At 39.5% G+C, this 23,763-nt stretch carries 24 protein-coding genes and 2 pseudogenes; 15 read left to right on the forward strand and 11 right to left on the reverse strand.

What is annotated here, in order from left to right; genetic code table 11:
* Positions 1 to 2: 2 nt before the first annotated feature.
* On the reverse strand, positions 3 to 1,190 hold the full coding sequence (locus MST17_RS09520; RefSeq protein ID WP_180005091.1) for an O-succinylhomoserine sulfhydrylase: 1,188 nt from the start codon (positions 1,188 to 1,190) through the stop codon (positions 3 to 5).
* Between the two features lie 142 nt (positions 1,191 to 1,332).
* Between MST17_RS09520 and MST17_RS09525 the strand changes: the two genes are divergently transcribed.
* The 5 genes from MST17_RS09525 to MST17_RS09545 all read left to right on the forward strand — a co-directional run bounded on the left by MST17_RS09525 (position 1,333) and on the right by MST17_RS09545 (position 5,544).
* Positions 1,333 to 2,427, forward strand: coding sequence for an alpha/beta fold hydrolase (locus MST17_RS09525; RefSeq protein WP_180005092.1), 1,095 nt, complete (start codon positions 1,333 to 1,335; stop codon positions 2,425 to 2,427).
* Between the two features lie 22 nt (positions 2,428 to 2,449).
* Positions 2,450 to 3,322 (forward strand): NAD(P)-dependent oxidoreductase, encoded by an 873-nt coding sequence (locus tag MST17_RS09530; RefSeq protein ID WP_180005093.1) that lies wholly within the window; start codon positions 2,450 to 2,452, stop codon positions 3,320 to 3,322.
* Between the two features lie 88 nt (positions 3,323 to 3,410).
* Positions 3,411 to 3,680, forward strand: a complete 270-nt coding sequence (locus MST17_RS09535; RefSeq protein WP_180005094.1) for a YARHG domain-containing protein — start codon at positions 3,411 to 3,413, stop codon at positions 3,678 to 3,680.
* A gap of 31 nt (positions 3,681 to 3,711) precedes the next feature.
* The gene (locus MST17_RS09540; RefSeq protein ID WP_078188511.1) at positions 3,712 to 4,125 is read left to right on the forward strand and encodes an HIT family protein; all 414 of its coding nucleotides are present in this window, start codon (positions 3,712 to 3,714) and stop codon (positions 4,123 to 4,125) included.
* A gap of 312 nt (positions 4,126 to 4,437) precedes the next feature.
* The gene (locus MST17_RS09545; RefSeq protein WP_180027247.1) at positions 4,438 to 5,544 is read left to right on the forward strand and encodes a porin; all 1,107 of its coding nucleotides are present in this window, start codon (positions 4,438 to 4,440) and stop codon (positions 5,542 to 5,544) included.
* A 268-nt stretch (positions 5,545 to 5,812) separates the two neighbouring features.
* On the opposite strand, the gene hpaI is transcribed toward MST17_RS09545, so the two are convergent.
* Positions 5,813 to 6,607 carry a 4-hydroxy-2-oxoheptanedioate aldolase gene (hpaI, locus tag MST17_RS09550; RefSeq protein ID WP_168379673.1) on the reverse strand — a complete coding sequence of 265 codons (795 nt, stop codon included), beginning with the start codon at positions 6,605 to 6,607 and terminating at the stop codon, positions 5,813 to 5,815.
* Between the two features lie 252 nt (positions 6,608 to 6,859).
* Between hpaI and nfsB the strand changes: the two genes are divergently transcribed.
* Both nfsB and MST17_RS09560 read left to right on the forward strand, forming a co-directional pair.
* The gene (gene nfsB, locus MST17_RS09555) at positions 6,860 to 7,513 is read left to right on the forward strand and encodes an oxygen-insensitive NAD(P)H nitroreductase (RefSeq protein WP_180027246.1); all 654 of its coding nucleotides are present in this window, start codon (positions 6,860 to 6,862) and stop codon (positions 7,511 to 7,513) included.
* Positions 7,514 to 7,628: 115 nt separating this feature from the next.
* Positions 7,629 to 7,850: a hypothetical protein gene (locus tag MST17_RS09560; protein ID WP_180027245.1), complete on the forward strand. Its 222-nt coding sequence runs from the start codon at positions 7,629 to 7,631 to the stop codon at positions 7,848 to 7,850.
* A 350-nt stretch (positions 7,851 to 8,200) separates the two neighbouring features.
* Here MST17_RS09560 and MST17_RS09570 read toward each other — a convergent pair whose 3' ends face one another.
* The 4 genes from MST17_RS09570 to MST17_RS09585 form a co-directional block, all read right to left on the reverse strand.
* Complete coding sequence (locus MST17_RS09570; protein WP_168379676.1) at positions 8,201 to 9,055, reverse strand: EamA family transporter; 855 nt, start codon at positions 9,053 to 9,055, stop codon at positions 8,201 to 8,203.
* Between the two features lie 111 nt (positions 9,056 to 9,166).
* Positions 9,167 to 10,204, reverse strand: a complete 1,038-nt coding sequence (fba, locus tag MST17_RS09575; protein ID WP_180027244.1) for a class II fructose-bisphosphate aldolase — start codon at positions 10,202 to 10,204, stop codon at positions 9,167 to 9,169.
* Positions 10,205 to 10,326: 122 nt separating this feature from the next.
* Positions 10,327 to 10,602, reverse strand: coding sequence for a hypothetical protein (locus MST17_RS09580; RefSeq protein ID WP_078188696.1), 276 nt, complete (start codon positions 10,600 to 10,602; stop codon positions 10,327 to 10,329).
* A gap of 151 nt (positions 10,603 to 10,753) precedes the next feature.
* Entirely contained in the window at positions 10,754 to 11,941 is a 1,188-nt protein-coding gene (locus tag MST17_RS09585; RefSeq protein WP_078193511.1) for a phosphoglycerate kinase, read from the reverse strand.
* Positions 11,942 to 12,081: 140 nt separating this feature from the next.
* Here MST17_RS09585 and MST17_RS09590 point away from each other — a divergent pair, with 140 nt between their 5' ends.
* The 5 genes and pseudogenes from MST17_RS09590 (at position 12,082) to MST17_RS09610 (ending at position 16,352) form a co-directional block, all read left to right on the forward strand.
* A complete protein-coding gene (locus MST17_RS09590; RefSeq protein WP_078188698.1) occupies positions 12,082 to 12,465 on the forward strand; it encodes a DUF2237 family protein in 384 nt (127 codons plus the stop codon).
* A complete protein-coding gene (locus MST17_RS09595) occupies positions 12,465 to 13,058 on the forward strand; it encodes a nucleoside triphosphate pyrophosphatase (protein ID WP_180027243.1) in 594 nt (197 codons plus the stop codon). Before MST17_RS09590 ends, MST17_RS09595 begins: the two co-directional genes overlap by 1 nt.
* Before the next feature lie 106 nt (positions 13,059 to 13,164).
* A complete protein-coding gene (locus tag MST17_RS09600) occupies positions 13,165 to 13,710 on the forward strand; it encodes a hypothetical protein (RefSeq protein WP_180022725.1) in 546 nt (181 codons plus the stop codon).
* Between the two features lie 96 nt (positions 13,711 to 13,806).
* Positions 13,807 to 14,973, forward strand: coding sequence for a cupin domain-containing protein (locus MST17_RS09605; RefSeq protein WP_180027242.1), 1,167 nt, complete (start codon positions 13,807 to 13,809; stop codon positions 14,971 to 14,973).
* A 417-nt stretch (positions 14,974 to 15,390) separates the two neighbouring features.
* Positions 15,391 to 16,352 (forward strand): annotated as a pseudogene (locus MST17_RS09610) (IS30 family transposase).
* A gap of 26 nt (positions 16,353 to 16,378) precedes the next feature.
* Here MST17_RS09610 and MST17_RS09615 read toward each other — a convergent pair.
* The 3 genes and pseudogenes from MST17_RS09615 to MST17_RS09625 form a co-directional block, all read right to left on the reverse strand.
* Positions 16,379 to 16,675, reverse strand: a complete 297-nt coding sequence (locus MST17_RS09615) for a tetratricopeptide repeat protein (protein WP_180027241.1) — start codon at positions 16,673 to 16,675, stop codon at positions 16,379 to 16,381.
* 64 nt (positions 16,676 to 16,739) lie between these two features.
* Positions 16,740 to 17,886: pseudogene (locus tag MST17_RS09620) on the reverse strand (IS3 family transposase).
* Between the two features lie 53 nt (positions 17,887 to 17,939).
* The gene (locus MST17_RS09625; RefSeq protein ID WP_257246854.1) at positions 17,940 to 18,332 is read right to left on the reverse strand and encodes a tetratricopeptide repeat protein; all 393 of its coding nucleotides are present in this window, start codon (positions 18,330 to 18,332) and stop codon (positions 17,940 to 17,942) included.
* Positions 18,333 to 18,395: 63 nt separating this feature from the next.
* Here MST17_RS09625 and MST17_RS09630 point away from each other — a divergent pair, with 63 nt between their 5' ends.
* From MST17_RS09630 to MST17_RS09640, 3 genes are all read left to right on the forward strand, one after another.
* The gene (locus MST17_RS09630) at positions 18,396 to 19,142 is read left to right on the forward strand and encodes an IS5 family transposase (RefSeq protein WP_026056797.1); all 747 of its coding nucleotides are present in this window, start codon (positions 18,396 to 18,398) and stop codon (positions 19,140 to 19,142) included.
* 151 nt (positions 19,143 to 19,293) lie between these two features.
* Positions 19,294 to 19,689: a transposase family protein gene (locus MST17_RS09635; protein ID WP_071851480.1), complete on the forward strand. Its 396-nt coding sequence runs from the start codon at positions 19,294 to 19,296 to the stop codon at positions 19,687 to 19,689.
* Positions 19,637 to 20,107, forward strand: coding sequence for a transposase family protein (locus MST17_RS09640; protein WP_257246855.1), 471 nt, complete (start codon positions 19,637 to 19,639; stop codon positions 20,105 to 20,107). Before MST17_RS09635 ends, MST17_RS09640 begins: the two co-directional genes overlap by 53 nt.
* A 371-nt stretch (positions 20,108 to 20,478) precedes the next feature.
* Here the strand turns inward: MST17_RS09640 and MST17_RS09645 are convergent, their stop codons facing one another.
* Together MST17_RS09645 and MST17_RS09650 are read right to left on the reverse strand one after the other, a co-directional pair.
* Positions 20,479 to 23,118 (reverse strand): bifunctional aconitate hydratase 2/2-methylisocitrate dehydratase, encoded by a 2,640-nt coding sequence (locus MST17_RS09645; protein WP_180007287.1) that lies wholly within the window; start codon positions 23,116 to 23,118, stop codon positions 20,479 to 20,481.
* 297 nt (positions 23,119 to 23,415) lie between these two features.
* Positions 23,416 to 23,685, reverse strand: a complete 270-nt coding sequence (locus MST17_RS09650) for a hypothetical protein (protein ID WP_078193937.1) — start codon at positions 23,683 to 23,685, stop codon at positions 23,416 to 23,418.
* Between the last annotated feature and the right edge of the window lie 78 nt (positions 23,686 to 23,763).

Raw genomic sequence — 23,763 nt, forward strand, 5'->3', positions numbered from 1 at the left:
CTTTAGATAAGATCTAAACCGCGTGAAAGATCGCGAATAATATCATTAATATCTTCTAAACCAACAGATACGCGAATTAAACCTTCGCTAATCCCTGCTGCTTTTTTCGCTTCTGCTGACATTCTGCCATGAGAAGTCGTTGCAGGATGGGTAATTGTTGACTTTACATCACCCAAGTTACTTGTAATAGAAAGGAACTTAGTATTATCAATCACTGTCCAAGCGCCTTCACGTTCGCCTTTCACAACAAACGATACAACTCCGCCAAAGCCTTTTTGTTGCTTTTTCGCCAACTCATGACCTTCGTGATTTGGAAGTCCCGCATAGTACACTTTTTCAACTTTCGGGTGTGAATCTAACCATTCAGCTAAAGTTTGAGCACTTGCACAGTGGGCTTTCATACGTAAGCTTAAAGTTTCTAGGCCTTTCAGGAAGATCCATGCATTGAATGGACTCATCGAGTTACCCAGTGTACGAATAACACCTGTAATCTCTTCCATCAATTTTGCACTACCAACAACTGCACCACCGAGCGCACGACCTTGACCATCAATATATTTTGTTGATGAATAGATCACGAGGTCCGCACCAAATTTAATCGGTTGCTGTAACACTGGTGTACAGAAGGTATTATCGACTGCAAATAATGCCCCATGCGCATGTGCAATATCAGCAATGGCTTGTAAATCACCTACTTGAGCTAATGGGTTTGACGGTGTTTCAATAAACAATAGGCGTGTAGTTGGACGAATCGCTTGTTTCCAAGCATCTAAATCTTCCAAATCAACAAAAGTAACGTCAACACCAAATTTGATGACATATTTTTCAAACAGAGAAATGATCGAACCAAAGACAGCACGTGAACACACCACATGATCGCCAGCTTTCAAATACGCCAAAGTGATCGCGTGTACGCCCGCCATACCTGAACTTGTCGCAACCGCGGCTTCAGCACCATCCAAAACAGCTAAACGTTTTTCGAAAGCTTGTACAGTTGGGTTGGTATAACGTGAATAGGTATTGCCTTCAATTTGACCTGAAAATTTTGCTGCGGCATCTGCTGCACTTTCACAAACAAATGATGAAGTCAGGAAAATTGGCTCGCTATGTTCACCCTCAAAAGTACGAGTATGACCTGTACGAATCGCTAAAGTCTCTAATTGGTATTCGATGTCGTCTTGTTGGCTCATCTGTATTACTCAGTCGCGAAGAACTGCCTTTGTGAAGAATTGCCAATATTTTGAGCGTCTAAGCTATTTAAGGTCAAGGTAAAATACGAAATTATCGCTTAGACTTCGACCAATCCTACAAGGACTTAGGCAATTGACAGTTATGCACCCTTTCAAACAGAAATTTCTAGCGCAGCAAAAGAAAATTAAACATCTGTCTACACGTGTGTTTAATGCAAAATCGCTGGTCCTTTCTCAATCAACACCCTATGAAGTAATTACTGAATATAAACATGCAAAAGTTCGGTATTACGCTTCGCCTGATCGTAAATACAAAGAACCCTTAGTGTTTGTTGCACCACTGGCCATCAATATGGCAATTTATGATTTGTATCCATATCGCTCATTGGTGAAACATTTTCAACACAGTGGCTTTGATGTCTATTTGTTGGAATGGGGAAAATTAAACTATCAAGATCGATTCTTAAATTTTCTATCGTTTATTGATGATGTGATTCCACATTGTATTGATCAAATTTCTCAGCATGCAGATAGTCGATACATCTCGCTACATGGTTGGAGTATGGCTGGAGTCTTTGTCACGCTGTATACCGCATTACATCAACCTGAACATGTTAAAAATCTAATGGTGATGGGCGCGCCGATAGATAGCTATGCCTCAGGTCGTATCGGAAAGTTATTTCAAAAAACCAATCGCTTGCTTTCACGTAGTAAGAATTTACAAGATACGGTCTACACCGGGAAAATCCCTAAACATTTTATCCATACACCGGGTGTGCTCAATGCGATTGGCTTTAAAATCGTCGATCCAATGGGTTGGTTCAAAAGCCAAAAACAATTTCTTTCCAACTTAGATAATCTGCATGATCTGTATGAACATGCAACCATGGGCGATTTTCTCAATCACATGATTGACTATCCTGGTGGCATTAACCAAGACATGGTATTCAATGTTTGGCTGCAAAATCCGCTTAAAAACGGCATTATTCAATTGAAAGATAAAGTTATTCAATTAAAAAATATCCACTGTTCATTGTTAATTGGCGCGGGTTCTACCGATCAAATCGTTACGGCAGATGCAGCAAGTCCTTTAGGCGAATTGACAAGTAGTCAAGATGTCACGTTTACTCTCATTCCCGGTGGTCACCTCGGCCTGATGTCGAGTCAAAAAAGTGCCAATCAATTTTGGCCAACTTTGACCCAGTGGCTTACACAAAGATCCAGTTTATTGAAATAAAAATTTAGAGGGTAAAGTAAAGATGATTCAGTCAGTTGCATTTATTGGATTGGGCGCAATGGGTTCCCGTATGGCAGCGCACCTACCAAAACAGTTCGACACGGTTTATGTCTGGAATCGAAACTTTACCAAGGCAGAGCAACATGCTGCTGAATTTGGTACGCAAGCGGTTGCTTTAGAACAAGCAGTACAAGCGGACATTATTTTTTCTTGCCTACCCATCAGCCAAGATGTTGAAAATTTAATTGCGAGTGTGACGCTGAAATCAGGCTCGATTTGGGTCGACTGTACCAGCGGTGTGCCAGAATCTGCAAAAAAACTCGCTTCAGCCTTAAAGCAACAAAACGTTTCATTCTTAGACGCCCCTGTGAGTGGACAAACCATTGGCGCTGAAACGGGAACATTAACCGTCATGATTGGTGGTGACGCAGCAGCCTTTGAACGTGCATTACCTGCGATCCAAACATTTGGCAGACTGATTAAACATGTGGGTGAACCGGGTGCGGGTTTTGCTGTTAAAGCTGTAAACAACATGTTAATGGCTGTAAATCTTTGTGCAGTTGCTGAAGGATTCACCACCTTAAAAGCGCATGGCGTAGACTTACATGAAGCACTCGATTGTATAAATGCGTCGAGTGGTAAAAGTAATGTGACCGAAACGGTTTTACCGCAGCGCGTACTGAATCGTAGCTTCCCATTAACCTTTGCACTTCCATTACTTGCAAAAGATACGGGAATTGCTGTTGATCTGGTGCGACAAGCAAAACTTTCAGCGCCTGTGCTGTCTTTGACGCAAAACTTAATCCAAGCAGCAAGTGATCAAGCTGAAGAAAACAGTGATTTTTCAAGCGCTATGATTATGTATGAAAAATGGAGTAAAATTACAATTGAGTAATAACTCGCCATTGAATAACGATAAATAACCATCATATTGTACTCTAGTGTCATAACACACATTGTTACAAATGACAGAGGAAACTCGCATGAACAAATTTACCCTCGCAACTTTGCTAGGTGCTGTAACTTTAATCGGGGCTTCTACTACTGTTTTAGCATCTGAGCAAGAATGCCAAAAGTTGAAAAATGACCATGACGTGATTTATGCATCGAAAGGTTTCTGCTTTAAAGATCCTGACGCTAAAGCGAAGTTTGGCAATGACAATTGCTACACAACTAAGCCTAAATTTTCAGAAAAAGAGCAACAACGACTTGACGCGATCAAAGATCGTCAGAAAGAATTGAATTGTAAATAATTACGATTCAATTCGCACAAGGAATTTAGCAATGACTTATGATGATCAAAATATTTTTGCTCGGATTTTACGTGGAGAACTTCCCGCGTTTAAAGTCTATGAAGATGATCAAGTACTCGCTTTTATGGATGTCATGCCACAGGCCGAAGGTCATACGCTCGTAATTCCTAAAACCCCTGCTATTACGCTGCTTGATTTAGATCCAGAAGCGGCTGCTTATACCATTCAGGTTGCTCAAAAAGTTGCGAAAGCAATGGAAAAAGCTTTAGACGTGAAAGGTATCGTATTGATGCAGTTGTCTGGCGCTGCTGCGGGTCAAACTGTTCCGCATGTACATTTCCACCTAATACCGACTTCAGTGCATGAATTAGGTAAACATGCCGCACAAATGGGCGACATGGAAAAAATTAAAGCTATTGGCGAAAAAATCAAAGCAGCACTTTAAGTCCAATTGAGTTTAAAGTGATGATCAATGGAGCTTCGGCTCCATTTTTTTATGTTTAGAATATTGTGCCAAGTCATTTTAACTGCAAAATTTAATATTTAAAAATAACTATAAATATTTAATAAATATCAATCTTTATAAATAAAAATACAATTTAAACCAAAAATCACCTTTCACCGTTTTGAAATATTTCCTTAATAGAACTGTCTTATTTGTAATGAATACTTAGCGCCATTAGATAGCGAAATTATTTCTAGCCAAGCTACTGATAAAACGTATTGATATGACTGGAAAAGTCTTTTGGAGCTTCAAATGAAAAAAACTCTATGTGCATTAGCAATCGGGGCAACAATTCTTACACCTATGATGGCATCTGCTGCAGATGTAAAAATTTATGGCCGTGCACATGTCTCTCTTGACTATCTTGATGATGGTAAAGATTACAACGAAGTTGGGCTTTCTTCTAACTCTTCACGCTTAGGCTTCAAAGTAGACCAAAAAATCAATGATGACTTAAACGTATTTGCGCAAATAGAACAAGAAGTAAACTTTGCCAGCGGTAGCCAAGACAGCAAAGGTGTAGATTTTTCAACACGTGATACATTTGTTGGCTTAAAAAGCGGTACTTATGGTCAAGCACGTGTAGGTCGCTTCGATAGCCCATTCAAAGTTGCACGTGGTCCAGTTAACTTCTTCGGTGATATGGTCGGTGACGTACGTAACGTAACTCGCGTAGGCAACTTAAAATTTGATGAACGTAACGAAAACACCATCGAATATAAATCACCAAAATTTGGTGGCGGCTTTAACGTCCTCGCTGCAATATCTATGCACTCAGGCACCAATATCGGACGTGTTGATGCTACCACCACTCCTCCTGCAGAAGGTGTAAAAGAGGGCAAAGACGACAACAAAGCTTATGACTTAGCTTTAACCTACAAAGAAGGTCCGATCGACTTTGCTGCGGCATATGAAAAATATGACGAAAATGCTGCAAATGCTGCTGGCAGTGCAGGCCGCGATGCCTTCCGTATTGCAGGTGCATACAAACTCACCGAAGCATTTAACTTAGGTGCGTTATATCAAATTGCAAAACACGATAATGATACGGCAAACCCAGATGCTCAAGTCTTTGGTGTAGCTGGCGAATACAAAGTAACACCTAAAACTTCTGTACGCGGTGAATATTTCTACCGTGATGTAGATGCAGATGACGCAAATGCAAGCTTAGTTGGTGTAGGTGTCGAACACAAATTGGACAGCACCCTACGGGTATACGGCAACTTAGCAACTGTAATTAACGACAAAAATTCAAAACTTAATCCTTGGAAAGAAGGTCGTAGCTTCGGTAACGGTATCTCAGGTATCGGTGATGAAAATGCAACTGCACTTTCTCTTGGTCTACGTTACGACTTCTAAGCTGCAATATCTCCCCCAAAAGACATACTCCGGTATGTCTTTTTTACTCTTAAATTCAAAAAAGAAGAGCAACAAAGATTAAATTATTAGAGAGAAGCAAGTTGAGTTCGCATTTTGCTTCCGACCGGTCAAAGTTGCATCATGAACTATACTCATCTCACTCAAGAACAAAGATATCAAATATACAACTCGTTATGCAGAGGTTTTTCTAAGGCTGTACTAGCTCAAATCTGATCTGACGGTTACCAATTGCTTAAGGCTGTACCGCTTAGTAACCACCTTCTGTTTTCATCACTTGGGTATCTGTTTTATACTTCGATAAAAGCTCACGTAACGAATTCATGAGCACACTGGTGTCGACACCCACGGCAACAAATTCTGTGCCTAACTCGATATACTTCTGAGTCACATCATGCTGTGTCGACAAAATACCTGCTGCTTTACCCGCCTTACGTATACGCTGAATTGCATCAATCACGGTTTTTTGTACTTCAGGATGGTTCGAATTCCCCTGATAACCCATCGTCGCCGACAAATCCACCGCACCAATAAATACCCCATCGATGCCATCAATTTTCAGTATTTCATCTAAGTTTTTAATCCCCTCAACCGACTCAATCTGAATCAGTAAACAGATATTTTCATGTGCAGTTGCATAGTAGTCAGGAATACTGTTCCAACGTGTTGCACGTGCTAATGCTGCACCTACTCCACGAATACCTTCAGGTGGATAACGTACTGCCTTAACCATAAGTTGAGCTTGTTCAACAGTTTCGACCATAGGGATGAGCAAGGTTTGCGCACCGATATCCAACAGTTGTTTAATCAGTTGCACACTACCAATTGGAGGTCTAACCACGGCTTGCGAAGGATATGCAGCAATACTTTGCAATTGCGACAATGTCGTCCGCAAGTCACTTGGCGCATGCTCGCCATCAATCAGCAACCAGTCATAACCTGCATTTGCAGCTATTTCAGTCCCATAAGCATCGGCTAATCCGACCCATAAACCAATCTGCTGTTCGGTTTTTAATTTTTTCTTGAAATGATTGGTGTAATCCATCGCTGCTGTCTCATGCTTAAACTATGATTAACTACAATTAATTAAACGCCTTTTGGCAAAAACTACCAATAGCATTTATCTATCTTATGATTTTATATAACTCTAATTCGCACTTCATACAGCTTAAATCTGTTAATTTTTAGCCATTGAGTACAGCATATACGACTAAGATCTATCCTTGGAAAATTTTCTCCTTAGACCATTTGGCCGTTTATCCGCTAAACTACAGCAAACTATATCTGGAGATATTCGATGGATCTGTTAAGCGTATCAAAACAACGCTATACCACGAAAGCTTATGATCCTGCTAAAAAAATTCCGCAGGAACAATTTGAGCGTTTATTACAAATACTCCGTTTAGCACCATCTTCTATTAATATTCAGCCTTGGCATTTTTTTATTGCAGATCATGATGCAGCCAAACAACGCATTGCTAAAGCCTTAGTAGGAAAATATGCCTACAATGCCCCAAAAGTTTTAGATTCATCACATACGATTTTATTCTGTACTAAAGCAGACATCACTGCAGAGCATTTAGATAATCTTTTAAATCAGGATGATCGTAGTGGTCGCTTTAAAGATGACAAAGCCAAACAAGGTCAAAAAGACAGCCGTACAGGTTATGTCGATTATTATCGTAATGTAAAAGGTGATATTCAACGTTGGGCTGAAAACCAAACATTTATTGCTTTAGGTCAAATGCTTTTGGCAGCAGGCATTGAAGGTGTGGATGCAACTCCGATTGGTGGATTTGACGAAGCGATCATCTCTGAAGAATTGGGCTTAGTTGAACAAAACTTGATTCCTTCTGTACTGATGACTTTAGGCTATCGTAGCGAAAATGATTTCAATGCGAAATTACCTAAATCACGTCTAAATGCTGAAGAAATTTTTACACATCTTTAAGCTTTCCATAAAACCGACGAAAGGGGCAATTTTGCCTCTTTTTTGTCATTTCAGGACTTATTATTTAAACAATTATCGAGTATATTCTGCTCAAAATATACTCAGGTCTCTCCCTATGCCTACAGCTATAAAATTACCCATGAAATTTCATTGCGAAGCGTGCAATACGGTTTATTTACAAAAATATGCGGGCGATATGCTCCATAGCTATCCAAACTGCCCAAACTGTAAACAACCGGGTCAGTTACAAGGCACGATTGAAACTCAAGATTTCCTAAAACACCCCGTTGCAGTGGGTAAATGTTATTTTGAAAACACCTTACAACGTTTTCAATAACTCACACGTTAACTAAGCATCTAAAACTAAAAGCCCTCAAATCGAGGGCTTTTTTAATAACGACATATTTAGCAACAATGTGAAAATATAATATTTATAAATTGGTCTGAACTTTGCTGAATAATTTGAATCAGAACAACAAATCAAGCAGAGGTGGGACATGTCATATTTACTACAAATGCCGATGAAGTTTGAATGCGGTCATTGCCATCAAATGTATCTGCATACTTATCAATATACTGATCATCACTGCCCTGAGTGTCCAACCTGTCGAGATCAAGGACTGCTCATGGGCGTGGCTGAGTGGGATGATTTGCTACAACACCCGATCGTTTTTGCTAAAAATTATCTTAGACAGACATGGCATATGCTAAGCAAACCACACTCATGATCCCTGCAATCAAACCAAATACGGTTGCGACTCTCAATTTTTCTTTAAAGATGATGAGGCCCGCAACCACACCTAAAACCACGACCAAAATATTCATTCCAGCAAACACGATTGCAGGTGTGTCTTTAAGCAACATGTGGGCTTTCACATACAGTGCAATATTGGCAAAGTTTAAGAGACCTAAGCCCAATCCAGCGAGGATATTTTTGGTCTGCCCCAAACTGCCGTGTTGTACGATGTTATAAATACTCGAAAGTATAAATGCACAAATAAACACCAGATTTAAAGTCACTGCAAACTGCATGCCCAAACCTGAAGCAAATTTTAATAACACATCAATCAGTGCATAGCCTGCCCAAACGCTTAATAAAAATAAAATCCCCTGCTTTCCATCAATGCTTCCCTTACGCTGTGAAAATAAAATCAGCAATACCGCAAGTACACCAAGTGCAATACCAATGAGCTTAATGGCATTAAAATATTCACTGAAAATAAAATAGGCTGCGCTAAGAGAAAGCACAACAGATAAGCGCTGAGCCAATTCGGTTTTTAAAATACCTGCTGTTTGCAGTGAGCGTGCTAAGCAATAAAAAATCGTCGGCAGTAATACACCCAAAGCCGCAATTAAAACCCACGGTGTTTTATTGATCGATATATGAGCTAGATCCGGCTTAAACCATAGAAAACATAAAATACTCGCAGATGCATAATTCCATGTGATCATTTGTGCAGGGTTAAAACCACGATCACGACAGAGTTTTAGAATTACTGAAACGAGAACACTGCAAATCGCGGCAGCAAAGATCAATTCCATGACACGCTCTTATTCTTGAGTTGTATTTAAAGCAATTTTTCTAAGTTCAAATCAAAGAAAAGCCCACTTAATTGTGGGCTTTTCTTCAAAAATAATCTATCTCAAGACAAATTATTTATAGTGACTCACCATTTTCTCTAAAGAAATTGGACGAATCTTGTCAGCATTACCCGCTGTACCAAATGCTTCATAACGATCGATACAAATTTGTTTCATTGCATCAACAGTTGCAGAGAAGAATTTACGTGGGTCAAATTCAGCTGGTTTCTCAGCCATCATACGGCGCATAGCACCTGTAGATGCAAGACGTAAGTCAGTATCGATGTTAATTTTACGAACACCGTGTTTGATTGCGTCTACAAGTTGCTCTACTGGAACACCGTAAGTTTCGCCGATGTTACCACCGAATTCATTAATTACAGCCAACCATTCTTGTGGCACAGAGCTTGAACCGTGCATTACAAGATGCGTATTTGGTAACGCAGCGTGAATTTCTTTAATACGGTCAATCGCTAAGATGTCACCTGTAGGTGGACGAGTAAATTTGTACGCACCGTGTGAAGTACCCACTGCAATTGCAAGTGCGTCAACATTGGTATCTGCTACAAATGAACGCGCTTCTTCAACTGAAGTTAAAAGCTGAGAATGGTCAAGTACGCCTTCAGCGCCTACACCATCTTCTTCACCAGCCATACCAGTTTCAAGGCTACCTAAACAACCGATTTCGCCTTCTACTGAAACGCCACACGCATGTGCCATTTGAACAGTACGACGAGTCACGTCTACGTTGTATTCGTATGAAGTTGGTGTTTTACCGTCTTCACCTAATGAACCGTCCATCATCACTGATGAGAAGCCAAGTTGAATAGAACGTTGACATACGTCAGGGCTAGTACCATGGTCTTGGTGCATAACCACAGGAATATGTGGCCATTCTTCGATTGCTGCCAAAATCAAATGACGCAAGAACGGAGCGCCTGCATACTTACGTGCACCCGCAGATGCTTGTACGATTACAGGTGAATTTGTTACATCTGCTGCAAGCATAATTGCACGCATTTGTTCTAAGTTGTTTACGTTGAATGCTGGTACGCCGTAAGCATGTTCGCCGGCGTGATCCAAGAGCTGGCGCAATGAAATAAGAGCCATAATATCCTCCCAGGTAATGCCGCATATTCTACATGCTCAATCATTTCAATTCAGCAACAAATAACACTATTTAAAAAAAAATCCCTGCATTTGCAGGGACTTTTTAAATAAAGACAACAATCTTAGTGAGTTGCTGCTGCTGAAGCGGCTGTTTCAGCGTCAGCTGTTGCTTCGTCTGCAGGTGCATTTGCAATTTCAGCAGGAACATCTTGATTCTTTTCATCCAATACTGGCTTATCAAGTTCATCAATGGCTTTTTGTTGTTCTGGCGTTGTTTGAGCATTATCTACGGCAACAGCAGATGCTTCTGATTCCGTTGGTGCAGACTCTTTTTTAGCACAAGCTGTCAAAGTTAATGGAGCAATTAAAAGTACAGCAAGTGCAAGTTTTAAGTTCATCGTTGTTTCCTACTACTGCGAATTAGGTGTTGCGATGAATTTTATTGCAGAAATATTGCACTTTGATGACGGCAAAATGAATGGACCATAAAAAAAGGCTGACCGAAGCCAACCTTTTTTAATACTGTATTATCTTATTGATAATACTAAATTAAGCACGGTCAAGAAGCGCTGCTACAGCAGGAAGAGTTTTACCTTCAACGAATTCAAGGAAAGCACCACCACCAGTCGAGATGTAACCAATATTGTCTGCAACTTCATATTTATCAATTGCAGCAAGCGTGTCACCACCACCCGCGATCGAGAAGCCTTCAGATTCAGCAATCGCTAAAGACAATGCTTTAGTGCCTTCGCCGAATTGATCAACTTCAAACACACCTACTGGACCATTCCATAGAATAGTTTTTGAAGTTTTCAAGATTTCAGCAAATGCTTTGGCAGTTTCAGGACCTACATCCAAAATCATGTCGTTGTCTGTTACATCTTCAACTTTTTTCACGACAGCTTTAGCAGCAGCTAATGAACCAAGGAAGTCTGCAAAATCAATTTCAGCAGCATCAGCAACAACAACATCTGTTGGAAGTGGTACAGATACTTTTGCGGCAATGGCTTTTGCTGTGTCGATCAGGTCATTTTCACAAAGTGATTTACCAACATTGAAGCCCGCAGCAGCTAAGAATGTATTGGCAATACCACCACCCACGATCAATTGATCACAGATGTCAGATAGTGAAGTTAATACATCTAATTTAGTAGAAACTTTTGAGCCTGCAACAATCGCAACCATTGGTTTTGCAGGAGTTTTAAGTGCACGGCCTAGTGCATCAAGTTCAGCAGCAAGTAACGGACCTGCAGCAGCGACTTTTGCGCAACGTGCTACACCTTCAGTCGATGCTTCTGCACGGTGAGCCGTACCAAATGCATCCATTACGTAAACATCACAAAGTGCTGCGTATTTAGCAGATAATTCAGGATTGTTTTTCTTTTCACCTACATTGAAACGGCAGTTTTCAAGTAAAACCACTTGACCTGGCACAACGTCAACACCATCCAAATAGTCAGTGATCAATTGAACATCTTGACCCAAAGCTTCTGTTAAATAAGCGGCTACAGGTGCTAGAGACTGTTCTGCTTTAGGCTCACCTTCAACAGGACGACCTAAGTGTGAATACACCATTACAGCAGCACCTTTTTCTAAAGCTGCTTTAATTGTTGGCAACGCCGCACGTAAACGCGCATCGCTTGTAATCACGCCATTTTTAACTGGTACGTTAAGATCTTCACGGATCAGAACACGTTTACCCGCCAAATCTAGGTCAGTCATACGCTGAAAGTTCATGCATTACTCTCTTTTATTGATATCAAAACGCGACGATTTTAAATGATTATGCAGAAAAACGTTAGCTTCTTTTGCAGAAAAGCTATGTCGAGCCAAAGTTTTGTTATGATAGCGAAAAGCCTTATAAAGATTCAGCGCTTATGTCGATTCATCCAGACCCAAATATTAATCGTTTAAATGTTTTAGGCGAACCCTTGGCAAGCTGTTGTTTTGATCCGATTACCGGATATTTTAGAAATGGCTTTTGCCATACAGCAACAACAGACCTTGGTCAGCATACGATGTGTGCACAAATGACATCTGAATTTTTAAACTTTTCCCAAAAAGTTGGCAATGACCTAATCACACCTTTACCCGAAGTTGGTTTTCCAGGACTACAACCTGGTGACTTCTGGTGTATCTGTGTGACTCGCTGGGTGGAAGCGTATCAAGAAGGATTTGCCCCACCTATTAAAATACAAGCGTGTCACCAAGCGGCGCTGTCTTATGTACCGCTTGATGTACTTATGGAATATGCAGTGTAATGAGTACTCCCAAAATCATTTTGGCTTCGAGCAGCCAAACCCGTAAAGACCTAATGGACCGTTTACGGATTGATTATCACTCAATCGTACCAGATATAGACGAAACACCTCGCGGTGAGAACCACGCCGATGAGTTAGCGAAGCGACTGGCATTTGAAAAAGCTTCAGCGATTGCAAACCAGCACCCAGACGCGATTGTGATTGGTTCTGACCAAGTCGCATGGCGCGAAGGTGCACCAGATATTTTTATCGGTAAACCGCTTTGCGATGAAAAAGCCATTAAGCAGCTTCAAGCCAATTCTGACAAAATCGTTTATTTCAGTACGGCACTCAGTGTCCAACAAAAATCGACAGGTTTTGAACAAACCCTTGTCGAGCACTATAAAGTGAAGTTTCGCAAACTTAGCTTGCCTGAAATTGAACGTTATGTTCAGGTTGAACAACCGTTACACTGCGCTGGCAGTTTTAAATGTGAAAGTTTAGGGATTAGCTTATTTGAAGAAATGATCGGGCAAGACCAAACTACACTCATGGGTATGCCGATGATTAAACTCTGCAATATTTTGCGTGAGCTTAAGATCTTAGTCCCATAATTTTAAAATCTTTATTTGTTACAGCATAATAAACACATCATTAGCTCTTTATGGGCTAATGATTAAAAAGTCACTTACTTATTTATTACAACCAAGAACTGAAAACATGAAAACGTTTAATTTAATTTCATCTAGCCTCATTAGCATTAGCCTTCTATTTTGTTCGACAAACGGTCATACCAATACAGTGAATCAAACTGTGACCAACTCTCAGCAATACAACAAAAACTTAGTCAATGAATGGGTTCAATATAAATTTATCTATGCTGAATTAGAACAACAAGGCGCTGCAATGCAGGAGCAAATCATTCAACAGCTAGGGACTAAAACCAAAACCGGTGGTAGTAGCACGCCAGAACAACAAATCAATAAACTGGTTGCTCTAGGCAAACAAAAATTTGAAAGCATTCAACCACAAACAGTTGAAGTGAAAAAACTTCTAAAACTACAAACCGAAAATGTTGAAATGATGGCAAAAGTCATGCCGAATCATTTCAAATTAATGTCTGACAAAGAAAATACTAAAATTGACACCAATGCACATTTTGAGCAATTCATGAAATTTTCAGCGACAACGGCTGCTGCCAATAGCTATGATTTGGAAGTTGAAAAATTAGTCATGCAATATCTCAAAGACAATCCTTTAAAATAGTCTCAAGTTAATCGCAATAATTTAATGAAATAGAGCCTTGCTAAAAACAGGAATCTCAAGGGACAATATATCCATTGAAATTGTATGTATTTAGCTATGGCTCATTCTCTTGACATCCTCGGCGGCATCAGCGCTGAACAATTCCTTGCCGAATATTGGCAAAAAAAACCATTATTGGTTCGTAATGCACTCCCTGAAATTGCCCAAATACTTGAACCGAAAGACGTTCTTGAATTGGCTTTAGAAGACAATGTCACTGCACGTCTCATCAAACAAAAAGATCGTGATCCTAACCAATGGACAGTGAAATCTTCTCCACTACTTAAAGCCGATTTTCAAAAAATGCCAAAACTGTGGACTTTATTGGTTCAAGCTGTCGATCATTATTCTTTTGACCTAGCCGAGCTTTGGAAGCAGTTTTCATTTATTCCGCAATGGCGTCGTGATGACATCATGGTGTCATATGCACAAAAAGGTGGCTCTGTCGGGCAACATTTTGATTTTTACGATGTATTCCTCGTACAAGGCTATGGTCACCGCCGTTGGCAATTAGGTCAGATGTGTGATGCAGATACTTCATTTGTCGAAGGTCAACCGCTTCGCTTACTACCAGAAATGGACGTTCATTTTGATGAAGTGCTTGCTCCCGGCGACTTACTTTATGTGCCACCAGGCCTGTCACACTATGGCGTAGCTGAAGATGAATGTCTGACCTATTCATTTGGCTTCCGCATGCCAAATGTCACTGAAATGATGGATCGAGTGACAGACAAATTCACAGACAATCCTCTACTTAAAAATCCATTAACTGATATTTTACGTGATCAAATCAGTGCGATCGGCCAAGTGACTGAAAATGAACTTGAGTATTTAAAAGAAAAGTTATTTGAACAATTGCAAAATTCAACCGTACTTGAAGATGCAATCATGAGCTTAATGTCAGAACCTAAATATCCTGACAATATTCCTGAAGCCGAAGAAATCGGCACTGGTGATCTTGAAGAGGCCTTAGATCAAGGCTATCAACTCATGTTAGAACCGGCTTCACGCTTACTATATACAGAGCAAGACGGTGATATTTTGTTTTGGGCAAATGGCGAAGGAATCTGTATCTCAGACGAATTTGCAGTGCATTTAAAAACCATTGCCGATGGCCAAAGTCTAGCGCTAGACGAATCTTTATATGATGCTGATATCTTAGAAGATATTGCCATGCTATTAAATGAATCTGTGCTGATGCTCGTCCCAACGGAAGCTGAATAAACTCAATAAAAAGGGAGCGTCATGCTCCCTTTTTATACTGCTGAATAGCATTATTTTCGCTTTCTACGATTTAAAAAATCTTCGACTTGATCGGCTTTTTTCTCCACGATCACACGATAAACCCATACTATCAACAACACAAATCCAATAAACCACAGATAGCGCATCACGCTGTATTTAAGGTGAAGACATAGACTAGAATGTGGTGATCGTAGATACCATCGGAATTCAAATATAAAAGCCTAAAAACAAAAGCGAAGCTATGGTGACAAGAAAAAAGGCACATATTTTCAAAGTTTAAGTCATTATTCATCGCAGATTCAAATCCCAAGTGCGACACATTTGTAGTTAGTTGAAAAAGTTAGATGTATTCATAGAATCATTAGACTTTTTCAACTCGCAATTGGAAAGCACACAATGAAGAAATACACCCAACTTTCTCAAGATGAAAGATACAAAATTTATGCTACTTTGAAAAGTAAAAGTTCAATCACTACCCTTGCTCGGGAGCTAGGGCGTTCACGATCAACCATCTACCGTGAATTAAAAAGAAATACTGGGCAACGTGGATATAGGGCTCAACAGGCAGCTAAATTTGCAAGTCAAAGACGGTACCGTCCTTCATCATCAATGACAGCATTTGCCTTCGCGTATATTGATTATTTGATTGGCTTGGACTGGTCACCAGAACAAATTTCAGGTGCTTTAACACAACGCAGTTGGCTGGATGCACCTTCACATGAATGGATTTACCAGTACATTTATCAAGATAAATCAAAAGGCGGTAAACTCCATCTACACTTAAGGCATCAGAAGAAATATCGAAAACGAGGTTACAAAAACACGGATCGTAGGGGTCAAATCATTGATAAAACAAGTATTCATTGCCGAGATGAGGTCATTGATAACGACAACGTTTAGGAGATTTCGAAGGTGACACGGTGATTGGTAAGCATCATAAAGGTGCTTTATTAACTCTCGTTGATCGAAAGAGCCTGTACGTACATATTGTTCATTTAGGGCCAACGAGAGCATCCCCTCAAACGATTACTTATGCATTAGATCGTTTACGAATGAGCCATGCTTATAGCGTGACATTTGATAATGGCAAAGAATTTTCCGAACACAAAAGAATTACTGATACCGGCATAGAGGCGTATTTCGCTGACCCTTACAAGTCTATTCAGCGAGCTAGAAATGAAAATACGAATGGTTTAATCCGTCAATATCTGCCAAAATCATCATCGTTTGATGACGTGTCAAACGAACAAATAGAGCAGATAGAATTTGCACTCAACCATCGTCCTAGAAAAACACTAGGTTGGTATACACCGAGTGAAGTTATGGCTGGTTTTTATACTGTTGCACTTGCTGCTTGAATCCGCCATTTTAAAAAAATTTAAAGTCAAATATCACAATCATGGTTTTTTTTACATACTTTATCCCAGTATTCATAATCTTTTGAATTATTTAGTTTTTTATAATAAAGTCTTAAGTTGTAAATAGCATCAGGGTTCCCATTTATTGCTAATGGTTTTATTATTTCAATAGCTGTATTAATATTAGCTCCCACACCATACCCTTTAAAATATAATGTTGCTAATTGGATCTCCGCTAGAGAATAATTTTGATTTGCCGATAAAGTGTACCACTTGAAAGCCGCCTTAAAATCCTTATTAACCCCTATTCCTTCAAAATACATTTGAGAGGTGGTCCCACATGTTTGAACAACTAAAAGCGTATTTATAAGTGATATTCCGCTCTAGTTAAGCCACCTTGTTTTGTTGGGGTAGCTGATCATAGTAAAACTCATTTAGCCTTGCGAAGCAGTGCTTCTCATGTCTAGACTCGAATGAGGTCGTTTCAGATTATAAAACTCAAAATATGCACTCAATTGCTTTTTCGCATCTGTGACACTGCTATAAGCTTTGAGATACACCTCTTCATATTTAACGCTCCGCCATAATCGTTCAACCATCACATTATCTACCCATCGACCTTTACCATCCATACTGATTTGAATGCCATTTGATTTCAATACATCAATAAATGCATCACTGGTGAACTGACTGCCTTGGTCTGTATTCAATATTTCAGGTGATCCATATTTTTCAATCGCTTCATTTAAAGCCGAAATACAAAAATCCACCTCCATACTAATCGATACCCTATGCGCAAGTACCTTGCGGCTATGCCAATCAATCACAGCACATAAATAAACAAAGCCTTTTGCCATAGGGATATACGTTATATCCGTAGACCACACTTGATTACTGCGCTGAATAGCCAATCCTTTGAGCAGATATGGATATTTACGGTGAGCTTGATTAGCCTGGCTTAAATTTGGTTTGCAATATAACGCCTGAATACCCATTTTCTTCATTAAAGTACGTGTATGACGTCGTCCTATATGATGCCCTTGACGTTTCAACAAATCACGCATCATACGACTGCCTGCAAAAGGATATTGCATATGTAATTCATCAATACATCGCATCAGCTTCAGATCTGATGAGCTAACAGGTTTTGGGCGATAATAATAACAACCACGAGAGACTTTCAGTAACTTAGCTTGTTTAGATACTGAAATCTGAAGTGAGTGATCGATTAACTTTTGTGGTTGAAGCGGCCCAGTTTCTTCAACACACCTTCTAAAAAATCAATTTCTAATGCCTGCTCACCGATTTTTGCATGTAACTTTTTAAGATCAATGGGAGGTTCTGATGGAGCTTTTGATTGATCGAAAGCTTGTGAGGAAGCTGAGATCAATTGATTTTTCCAGTCAATAATTTGGTTTTGATGAACATCAAACTCAGAACTCAATTCAGCAAGTGTTTTTTCTGCTTTGATCGCAGCAAGTGCTACCTTAGCCTTAAAGTCGTTTGAATGATTTCTTCTTGGTCTACGTGCCATAAAATACTCCATATATTGATGTTTATAACATCATTTGGGGAGCAAAATATCACTTATAAGTGTTGTTCAAATTTCCTGATCCACCTCTTTTGCCCAATATTAAACTGCGCATCTGGATTACCTAGCAAAGCAGCCTTCTTATAATATTTCAGTGCCTTTTCTAAATCTACATCATAACCATAGCCATAATTATACATCACACCTATTAAATTAAAGGCTGGCGCGAAATTATCATTTTCAATCTCCTTAAAAATTGATGCTGCTTCTGTATAATATCCTTGCTCTAATCGAACTCTTCCTACATTATAAATAGCTGGAATATAATTTTCATTTCCAGCTTCAGCATAATATTTTAATGCAGAATCTAAATTTTTATCGACATAAATTCCATTCTCATAAAAATTCCCAAGCTCATTTTTAGCATAACTACTAGGGTCTGTTGACATTTGTTGATTAAAAAAATAGCGAGATAGTAAAATTAAATCGCCAAACCCAATTTTACACTCGCTATGCCTCGAACAATGCTAAATGATCAACACTGGTCCAAGTTACTTGCTATTTTCCGTCACTTTAATATTTATCTCAAATTAAATTTACGGAATTTTATTGAAGCGATTTTATTTCGAATTAGAACAGGCTGTCCTTGGCGTGATTTACCTCAAGAGTTTGGTAAATCAAATTCTATTTTTAAGAAATATAATCGATGGTCTAAAAATAGTAAGTTTATGAATATTTTTAAATTATTCAGCCAGCATGCTGATAAAGAGTGGATTTTTATCGATGGGAGCCATGTACGAGCGCATCAACATTCAGCTGGTATTAAGAATCAAAGTATTTCCAAAAGTATTGGTGGTAATAGTTCAAAAATACATTTAGCAATCGATTCAAATGGTAATCCTATTGAATTTATTATTTCAGATGGAACTTCACATGATATTAAGGTTGCACCTGATCTTGTATCAAAATTAGATTTAACAGAGTCAGAAATGCTATGTGCAGATAAAGGCTATGATTCAGAAAGTTTCAGAAAGAAAATTAGAGAAAGTAATACGAAAGCAAACATTCCTCGAAGATCAAATGCCAAATCTAGCAATGATGATATGGACTGGTATATGTATAAAATCAGACATTTAGTTGAAAATGCATTTTGTAGATTAAAACAATTTAGAGGAATTGCCACAAGATACGATAAGCTAAAACGTAACTATCAAAGCGCTGTTGCTTTAGCTTGTATATTTATATGGTTGCCTCTTTAGCTCAATTTATCGGCTGTAAATGTCAACACACCCTAATATTATTTACGTTTTCTAAAGTTAATAATAGATCTCTTTCATAAATCAAAAAACGATCTTCTTTTTGGTTAATATTTGCACTCCGGATTTCTTAGCATTCGTGCATAATCTGCGGATGAAATACATCGATTCAAACAAGCTTTCTGATCCTCAGTTCAAGCGATACACAGGCATCTCATGGTCAACTTTCTATTTGATGGTTGAGCAATTGAAGAAACATGTCCCTGCCAAAGGCAGACCGCCCAAGTTAAGCCTGGAAGACCAGGTTCTGCTCTGTCTAAGCTATTGGCGGGAATACCGAACCTTATTTCACGTTGCGACGAGCTACGGGGTTTCAGAGCCCACAGCCTCAAGAATTGTCCGTCATGTTGAAGACTGCCTGATTCGGTCCAATCTCTTTAATTTACCCAAAGATTTACCCGAGGGCGAAGGCATCGATTGGAATGTTGTGATCGTGGATGCCACAGAAATTCCAATCCAAAGGCCTAAAAAAACAGAAGAAAAGCTATAGCGGCAAGAAAAAGATCCACACTTTCAAAGTACAGGCCATCATTCATTATCAAACTCAAAAAATCCTGAGTTTATGTACGAGTCGTGGTGCCGTACATGATTTCGAACTCTTCAGACGTAACTTGAATCAGATTCCTGCAGGTGCATTTATCCTTGCGGATAAGGGTTATCAGGGAATTTATACAGTGTATCCAAATAGCTTGTTGCCATTAAAAGCAAAGAAGCGCTGTAAACTGGATTCCGAACTAAAAATCTATAATCAGGAAATCAATAAAAGAAGAATTGGAATTGAGCATGTATTTGGCAGTTTGAAAACCTTCAAAATTCTTGCTGAGCGATATCGCAATCGAGGCAAAAGACTAGCATTAAGATTCAATCTAATTGCTGGAATTTATAACTTGGAGCTGAGTGAAAAATGACTTATGAAAGAAATCTAATTTTTTATATGCTTTTTCATACTTTTTCTTTTCAAGCAGACCTTTATACTCATTCAAAATATTTTTTTCTTGCTGTTCGGATAAAATTAATGGTTCAGATGAGCTTGATGAACAAGAGCTTAAAAAAAATACTATAACTAAAGGTAAAAAATATAATCTAAAGTTCATAACTAATCCGTGAATTCAATATCACTTATTTCTTAATATTTTATAAAAGTCGTTTAAACCTAATAACAGATTAAACTTACAATATTCTAATTAATCAAATTTAAACACGTATAAAATTCGCAATATACTTTTAATAATAAAATAAGGGCTGATAAATCAGCCCTTATTTTCAACTACTTAATCAATTAAGACAATTGAGCAGCAGCAATTTTCTTAGTATCAACATCTTTAGAAGCGTCAGTATAGTCGCTCATTTTGTCGAAGCTTAAGTATTGGTAGATGTCAGCAGACATGCTATCAATTTGAGCTGCGTATTCTTGGTACTCAGCTGGAGTTGGTAATTTACCAAGTACAGCAGCAACAGAAGCAAGCTCAGCAGAAGCTAAGTAAACGTTCGCACCTTGACCTAGACGGTTCGGGAAGTTACGAGTAGAAGTCGATACACAAGTAGTGTTCGGAGCTACACGTGCTTGGTTACCCATACATAATGAACAACCTGGCATTTCTGTACGAGCGCCAGCTTTACCATAGATGTTGTAGAAACCTTCTTCCATCAATTGACGTTCGTCCATACGAGTTGGAGGAGCCAACCATAGACGAGTAGATAAAGAACCACCAGGAACTTTGTCTAGAAGTTTACCAGCCGCACGGAAGTGACCAATGTTAGTCATACATGAACCAACGAATACTTCGTCAATTTTTGTACCAGCAACGTCAGAAAGCAATTTAGCGTCATCTGGGTCGTTCGGGCAGCAAAGAACTGGTTCAGTAATTGTAGAAAGGTCAATTTCATACACTTTAGTGTATTCAGCATCTGGATCTGCTTTGATTAGGCTTGGGTTCGCTAACCATTTCTCCATGTTTTCTACACGGCGCGCCATAGTACGAGCATCGCCATAACCTTCAGAAATCATCCATTTCAACATAGTAATGTTTGATTTAAGGTATTCAGCAACTTTCTCTTCAGAAAGCGTGATAGAACAACCAGCAGCTGAACGTTCAGCAGAAGCGTCAGAAAGTTCGAACGCTTGCTCAACAGTAAGGTCAGTTTCCATTTCTGTAAGGTCGATCTCAAGGATACGGCCAGAGAAGATGTTCTTCTTACCTTTTTTCTCTACAGTTAAGTCGCCTTCTTGGATCGCAACGTAAGGAATCGCATGTACTAGGTCACGTAGAGTGATACCAGGTTGCATTTTACCTTTGAACTTCACAAGTACAGACTCAGGCATGTCTAGTGGCATAACGCCAGTTGCAGCAGCAAACGCTACAAGACCAGAACCCGCTGGGAATGAAATACCGATTGGGAAACGAGTATGCGAGTCACCACCAGTACCAACTGTATCTGGAAGAAGCATACGGTTTAACCAAGAGTGGATAATACCATCACCTGGACGTAGAGAAACACCACCACGGTTCATAATGAAATCAGGAAGCGTGTGCTGCATTTGAACGTCAACTGGTTTTGGATACGCAGCTGTATGACAGAAAGATTGCATAACTAGGTCAGCAGAGAAGCCTAGGCAAGCAAGATCTTTAAGTTCGTCACGAGTCATTGGACCTGTTGTATCTTGAGAACCAACAGTAGTCATCTTAGGTTCGCAGTAAGTACCTGGAAGTACACCTTGACCTTCAGGAAGACCACAAGCGCGACCAACCATTTTTTGAGCTTGAGTGAAGCCTTTACCAGTAGCTGCAGGTTGAACTGGAGTACGGAATAAAGTTGAAGGTGCAAGACCAAGAGCTTCACGAGCTTTAGTTGTTAAACCACGACCAACGATAAGGTTGATACGGCCACCAGCACGTACTTCATCTAAAAGAACTGGAGTTTTAAGTTCAGATTCAGCGATTTGAACGCCGTCTTTGAACGCCGTTACTTTAGCAGCAGCGTGGTCGATTTTAAGCGTGATTTCGTCGCCCATGTTCATGTTTTGAACATCGATTTCTACTGGCAATGCACCAGCATCTTCCATAGTGTTGAAGAAAATCGGAGCGATTTTAGAACCTAAGCAATAACCACCGTCTTTTTTGTTCGGAATGTGAGCAATTTCGTCACCAAAGAACCAAAGTACAGAGTTAGTTGCTGACTTACGAGAAGAACCAGTACCAACAACGTCACCTACGTAAGCAACTTGGTTGCCTTTCGCGATAAGCTCTTTGATTTGGCTAAGTGGACCAACTTCGCCAGGAACTTCTGGATTGATACCGTCACGTACGTTTTTAAGCATTGCGTTAGCATGTAACGGAATGTCTGGACGGCTCCACGCGTCTTGTGCAGGTGACAAGTCGTCTGTGTTCGTTTCGCCAGTTACTTTGAAAACTGTAAGTTTGATTTCTTCAGGAACGTCTTTACGGCTAGTGAACCATTCAGCATCTGCCCAAGATTGCATAACTGCTTGTGCATTCGCATTGCCCGCTTTTGCTTTATCAGCAACGTCGTGGAACGCATCAAATACAAGAAGAGTTTTCTTAAGTGCGTCAGCAGCTAATTCAGCAAGCTCTGCATCATCAAGAAGTGCAACTAAAGGAGCAACGTTATAACCACCAAGCATAGTACCTAGTAGGTAAACCGCACGTTCTTTAGTTACTAGTGGAGAAGTCGCTTCACCTTTTGCCAAAGCAGCTAAGAAAGCAGCTTTAACGTATGCAGCTTGGTCAACACCCGCTGGAACACGGTTTTCTAGTAAATCAACTAAAAATGCTTCTTCGCCAGCTGGTGGGTTTTTTAATAATTCAACTAATGCAGCTGTTTGAGCATCGTCAAGTGGCTTCGGTGGGACTCCGAGTGCGGCACGTTCTTCAACGTGTTGGCGGTAAGCTTCTAGCACGGTGTTATTCCTCTTTTTTAAAAAATTATTTACGCATTCCTGCTTTAAATAAAGCTACGCAAATAATATGGACTGCTAAATTTTACTAAAATTCCAGTTAAAAGTTAATGCACTACAAGTGTTTCTTCGTGATGCCCGTTATTTTATAAATAAATGATCCTCATATCGTTTATACATTAAGCAAAATCAATACTTAGAACACGCTTTTCTTGCGCATATTAACTTTTGACTAAAATTAACCATCAAAAAACAGGCAACTAAATGTTGCCTGTTTTTATCAGTATTGGATATTCCACCTTAGTGGACAGTGGTTGCAGTGATATATTGCTGAAGTTCCGCTCGATCGCCTGTAAATCTGAGGCACCATTCGTCCTGACATGTGGTTTGATGTTGATTACTTGCAAAGCTGATATCGACCAAATAGCGTTGAGAAAATTCATCTATTTTTTGGCGTAATGTGACTTTATCTCCAATGCTGAGCACGTAGTTCCCACCACCGATAATTGCTACGCCTTGTTCATCTTCTAGGAGTAGATCTGAGTGATGCATATAACCGATAACGTCCATATTCTGCTCCTCTACTGTTTTTTATTCTCCATTTCATTATTCATTAAAAAGATTTGCTTTTCTATATTTATGATTTAG

It is taken from the genome of Acinetobacter sp. YH16056_T (assembly GCF_024605895.1).
Classification (GTDB): Bacteria; Pseudomonadota; Gammaproteobacteria; order Pseudomonadales; family Moraxellaceae; genus Acinetobacter; species Acinetobacter amyesii.

What these genes read in the sequence shown, in the direction of transcription:
- MST17_RS09520 (WP_180005091.1), bottom strand. Translation starts at nt 1,190, where the DNA reads ATGAGCCAACAAGACGACATCGAATACCAATTAGAGACTTTAGCGATT.
- MST17_RS09535 (WP_180005094.1), top strand. Translation starts at nt 3,411, where the DNA reads ATGAACAAATTTACCCTCGCAACTTTGCTAGGTGCTGTAACTTTAATC.
- MST17_RS09630 (WP_026056797.1), top strand. Translation starts at nt 18,396, where the DNA reads ATGCCTCGAACAATGCTAAATGATCAACACTGGTCCAAGTTACTTGCT.
- fba (WP_180027244.1), bottom strand. Translation starts at nt 10,204, where the DNA reads ATGGCTCTTATTTCATTGCGCCAGCTCTTGGATCACGCCGGCGAACAT.
- nfsB (WP_180027246.1), top strand. Translation starts at nt 6,860, where the DNA reads ATGGATCTGTTAAGCGTATCAAAACAACGCTATACCACGAAAGCTTAT.
- hpaI (WP_168379673.1), bottom strand. Translation starts at nt 6,607, where the DNA reads ATGGATTACACCAATCATTTCAAGAAAAAATTAAAAACCGAACAGCAG.
- MST17_RS09525 (WP_180005092.1), top strand. Translation starts at nt 1,333, where the DNA reads ATGCACCCTTTCAAACAGAAATTTCTAGCGCAGCAAAAGAAAATTAAA.
- MST17_RS09650 (WP_078193937.1), bottom strand. Translation starts at nt 23,685, where the DNA reads ATGGACGTTATCGGTTATATGCATCACTCAGATCTACTCCTAGAAGAT.
- MST17_RS09600 (WP_180022725.1), top strand. Translation starts at nt 13,165, where the DNA reads ATGAAAACGTTTAATTTAATTTCATCTAGCCTCATTAGCATTAGCCTT.
- MST17_RS09590 (WP_078188698.1), top strand. Translation starts at nt 12,082, where the DNA reads ATGTCGATTCATCCAGACCCAAATATTAATCGTTTAAATGTTTTAGGC.
- MST17_RS09545 (WP_180027247.1), top strand. Translation starts at nt 4,438, where the DNA reads ATGAAAAAAACTCTATGTGCATTAGCAATCGGGGCAACAATTCTTACA.
- MST17_RS09595 (WP_180027243.1), top strand. Translation starts at nt 12,465, where the DNA reads ATGAGTACTCCCAAAATCATTTTGGCTTCGAGCAGCCAAACCCGTAAA.
- MST17_RS09570 (WP_168379676.1), bottom strand. Translation starts at nt 9,055, where the DNA reads ATGGAATTGATCTTTGCTGCCGCGATTTGCAGTGTTCTCGTTTCAGTA.
- MST17_RS09560 (WP_180027245.1), top strand. Translation starts at nt 7,629, where the DNA reads ATGCCTACAGCTATAAAATTACCCATGAAATTTCATTGCGAAGCGTGC.
- MST17_RS09585 (WP_078193511.1), bottom strand. Translation starts at nt 11,941, where the DNA reads ATGAACTTTCAGCGTATGACTGACCTAGATTTGGCGGGTAAACGTGTT.
- MST17_RS09540 (WP_078188511.1), top strand. Translation starts at nt 3,712, where the DNA reads ATGACTTATGATGATCAAAATATTTTTGCTCGGATTTTACGTGGAGAA.
- MST17_RS09640 (WP_257246855.1), top strand. Translation starts at nt 19,637, where the DNA reads ATGCCACAGAAATTCCAATCCAAAGGCCTAAAAAAACAGAAGAAAAGC.
- MST17_RS09615 (WP_180027241.1), bottom strand. Translation starts at nt 16,675, where the DNA reads ATGTATTTTGAAGGAATAGGGGTTAATAAGGATTTTAAGGCGGCTTTC.
- MST17_RS09605 (WP_180027242.1), top strand. Translation starts at nt 13,807, where the DNA reads ATGGCTCATTCTCTTGACATCCTCGGCGGCATCAGCGCTGAACAATTC.
- MST17_RS09580 (WP_078188696.1), bottom strand. Translation starts at nt 10,602, where the DNA reads ATGAACTTAAAACTTGCACTTGCTGTACTTTTAATTGCTCCATTAACT.
- MST17_RS09625 (WP_257246854.1), bottom strand. Translation starts at nt 18,332, where the DNA reads ATGTCAACAGACCCTAGTAGTTATGCTAAAAATGAGCTTGGGAATTTT.
- MST17_RS09530 (WP_180005093.1), top strand. Translation starts at nt 2,450, where the DNA reads ATGATTCAGTCAGTTGCATTTATTGGATTGGGCGCAATGGGTTCCCGT.
- MST17_RS09635 (WP_071851480.1), top strand. Translation starts at nt 19,294, where the DNA reads ATGAAATACATCGATTCAAACAAGCTTTCTGATCCTCAGTTCAAGCGA.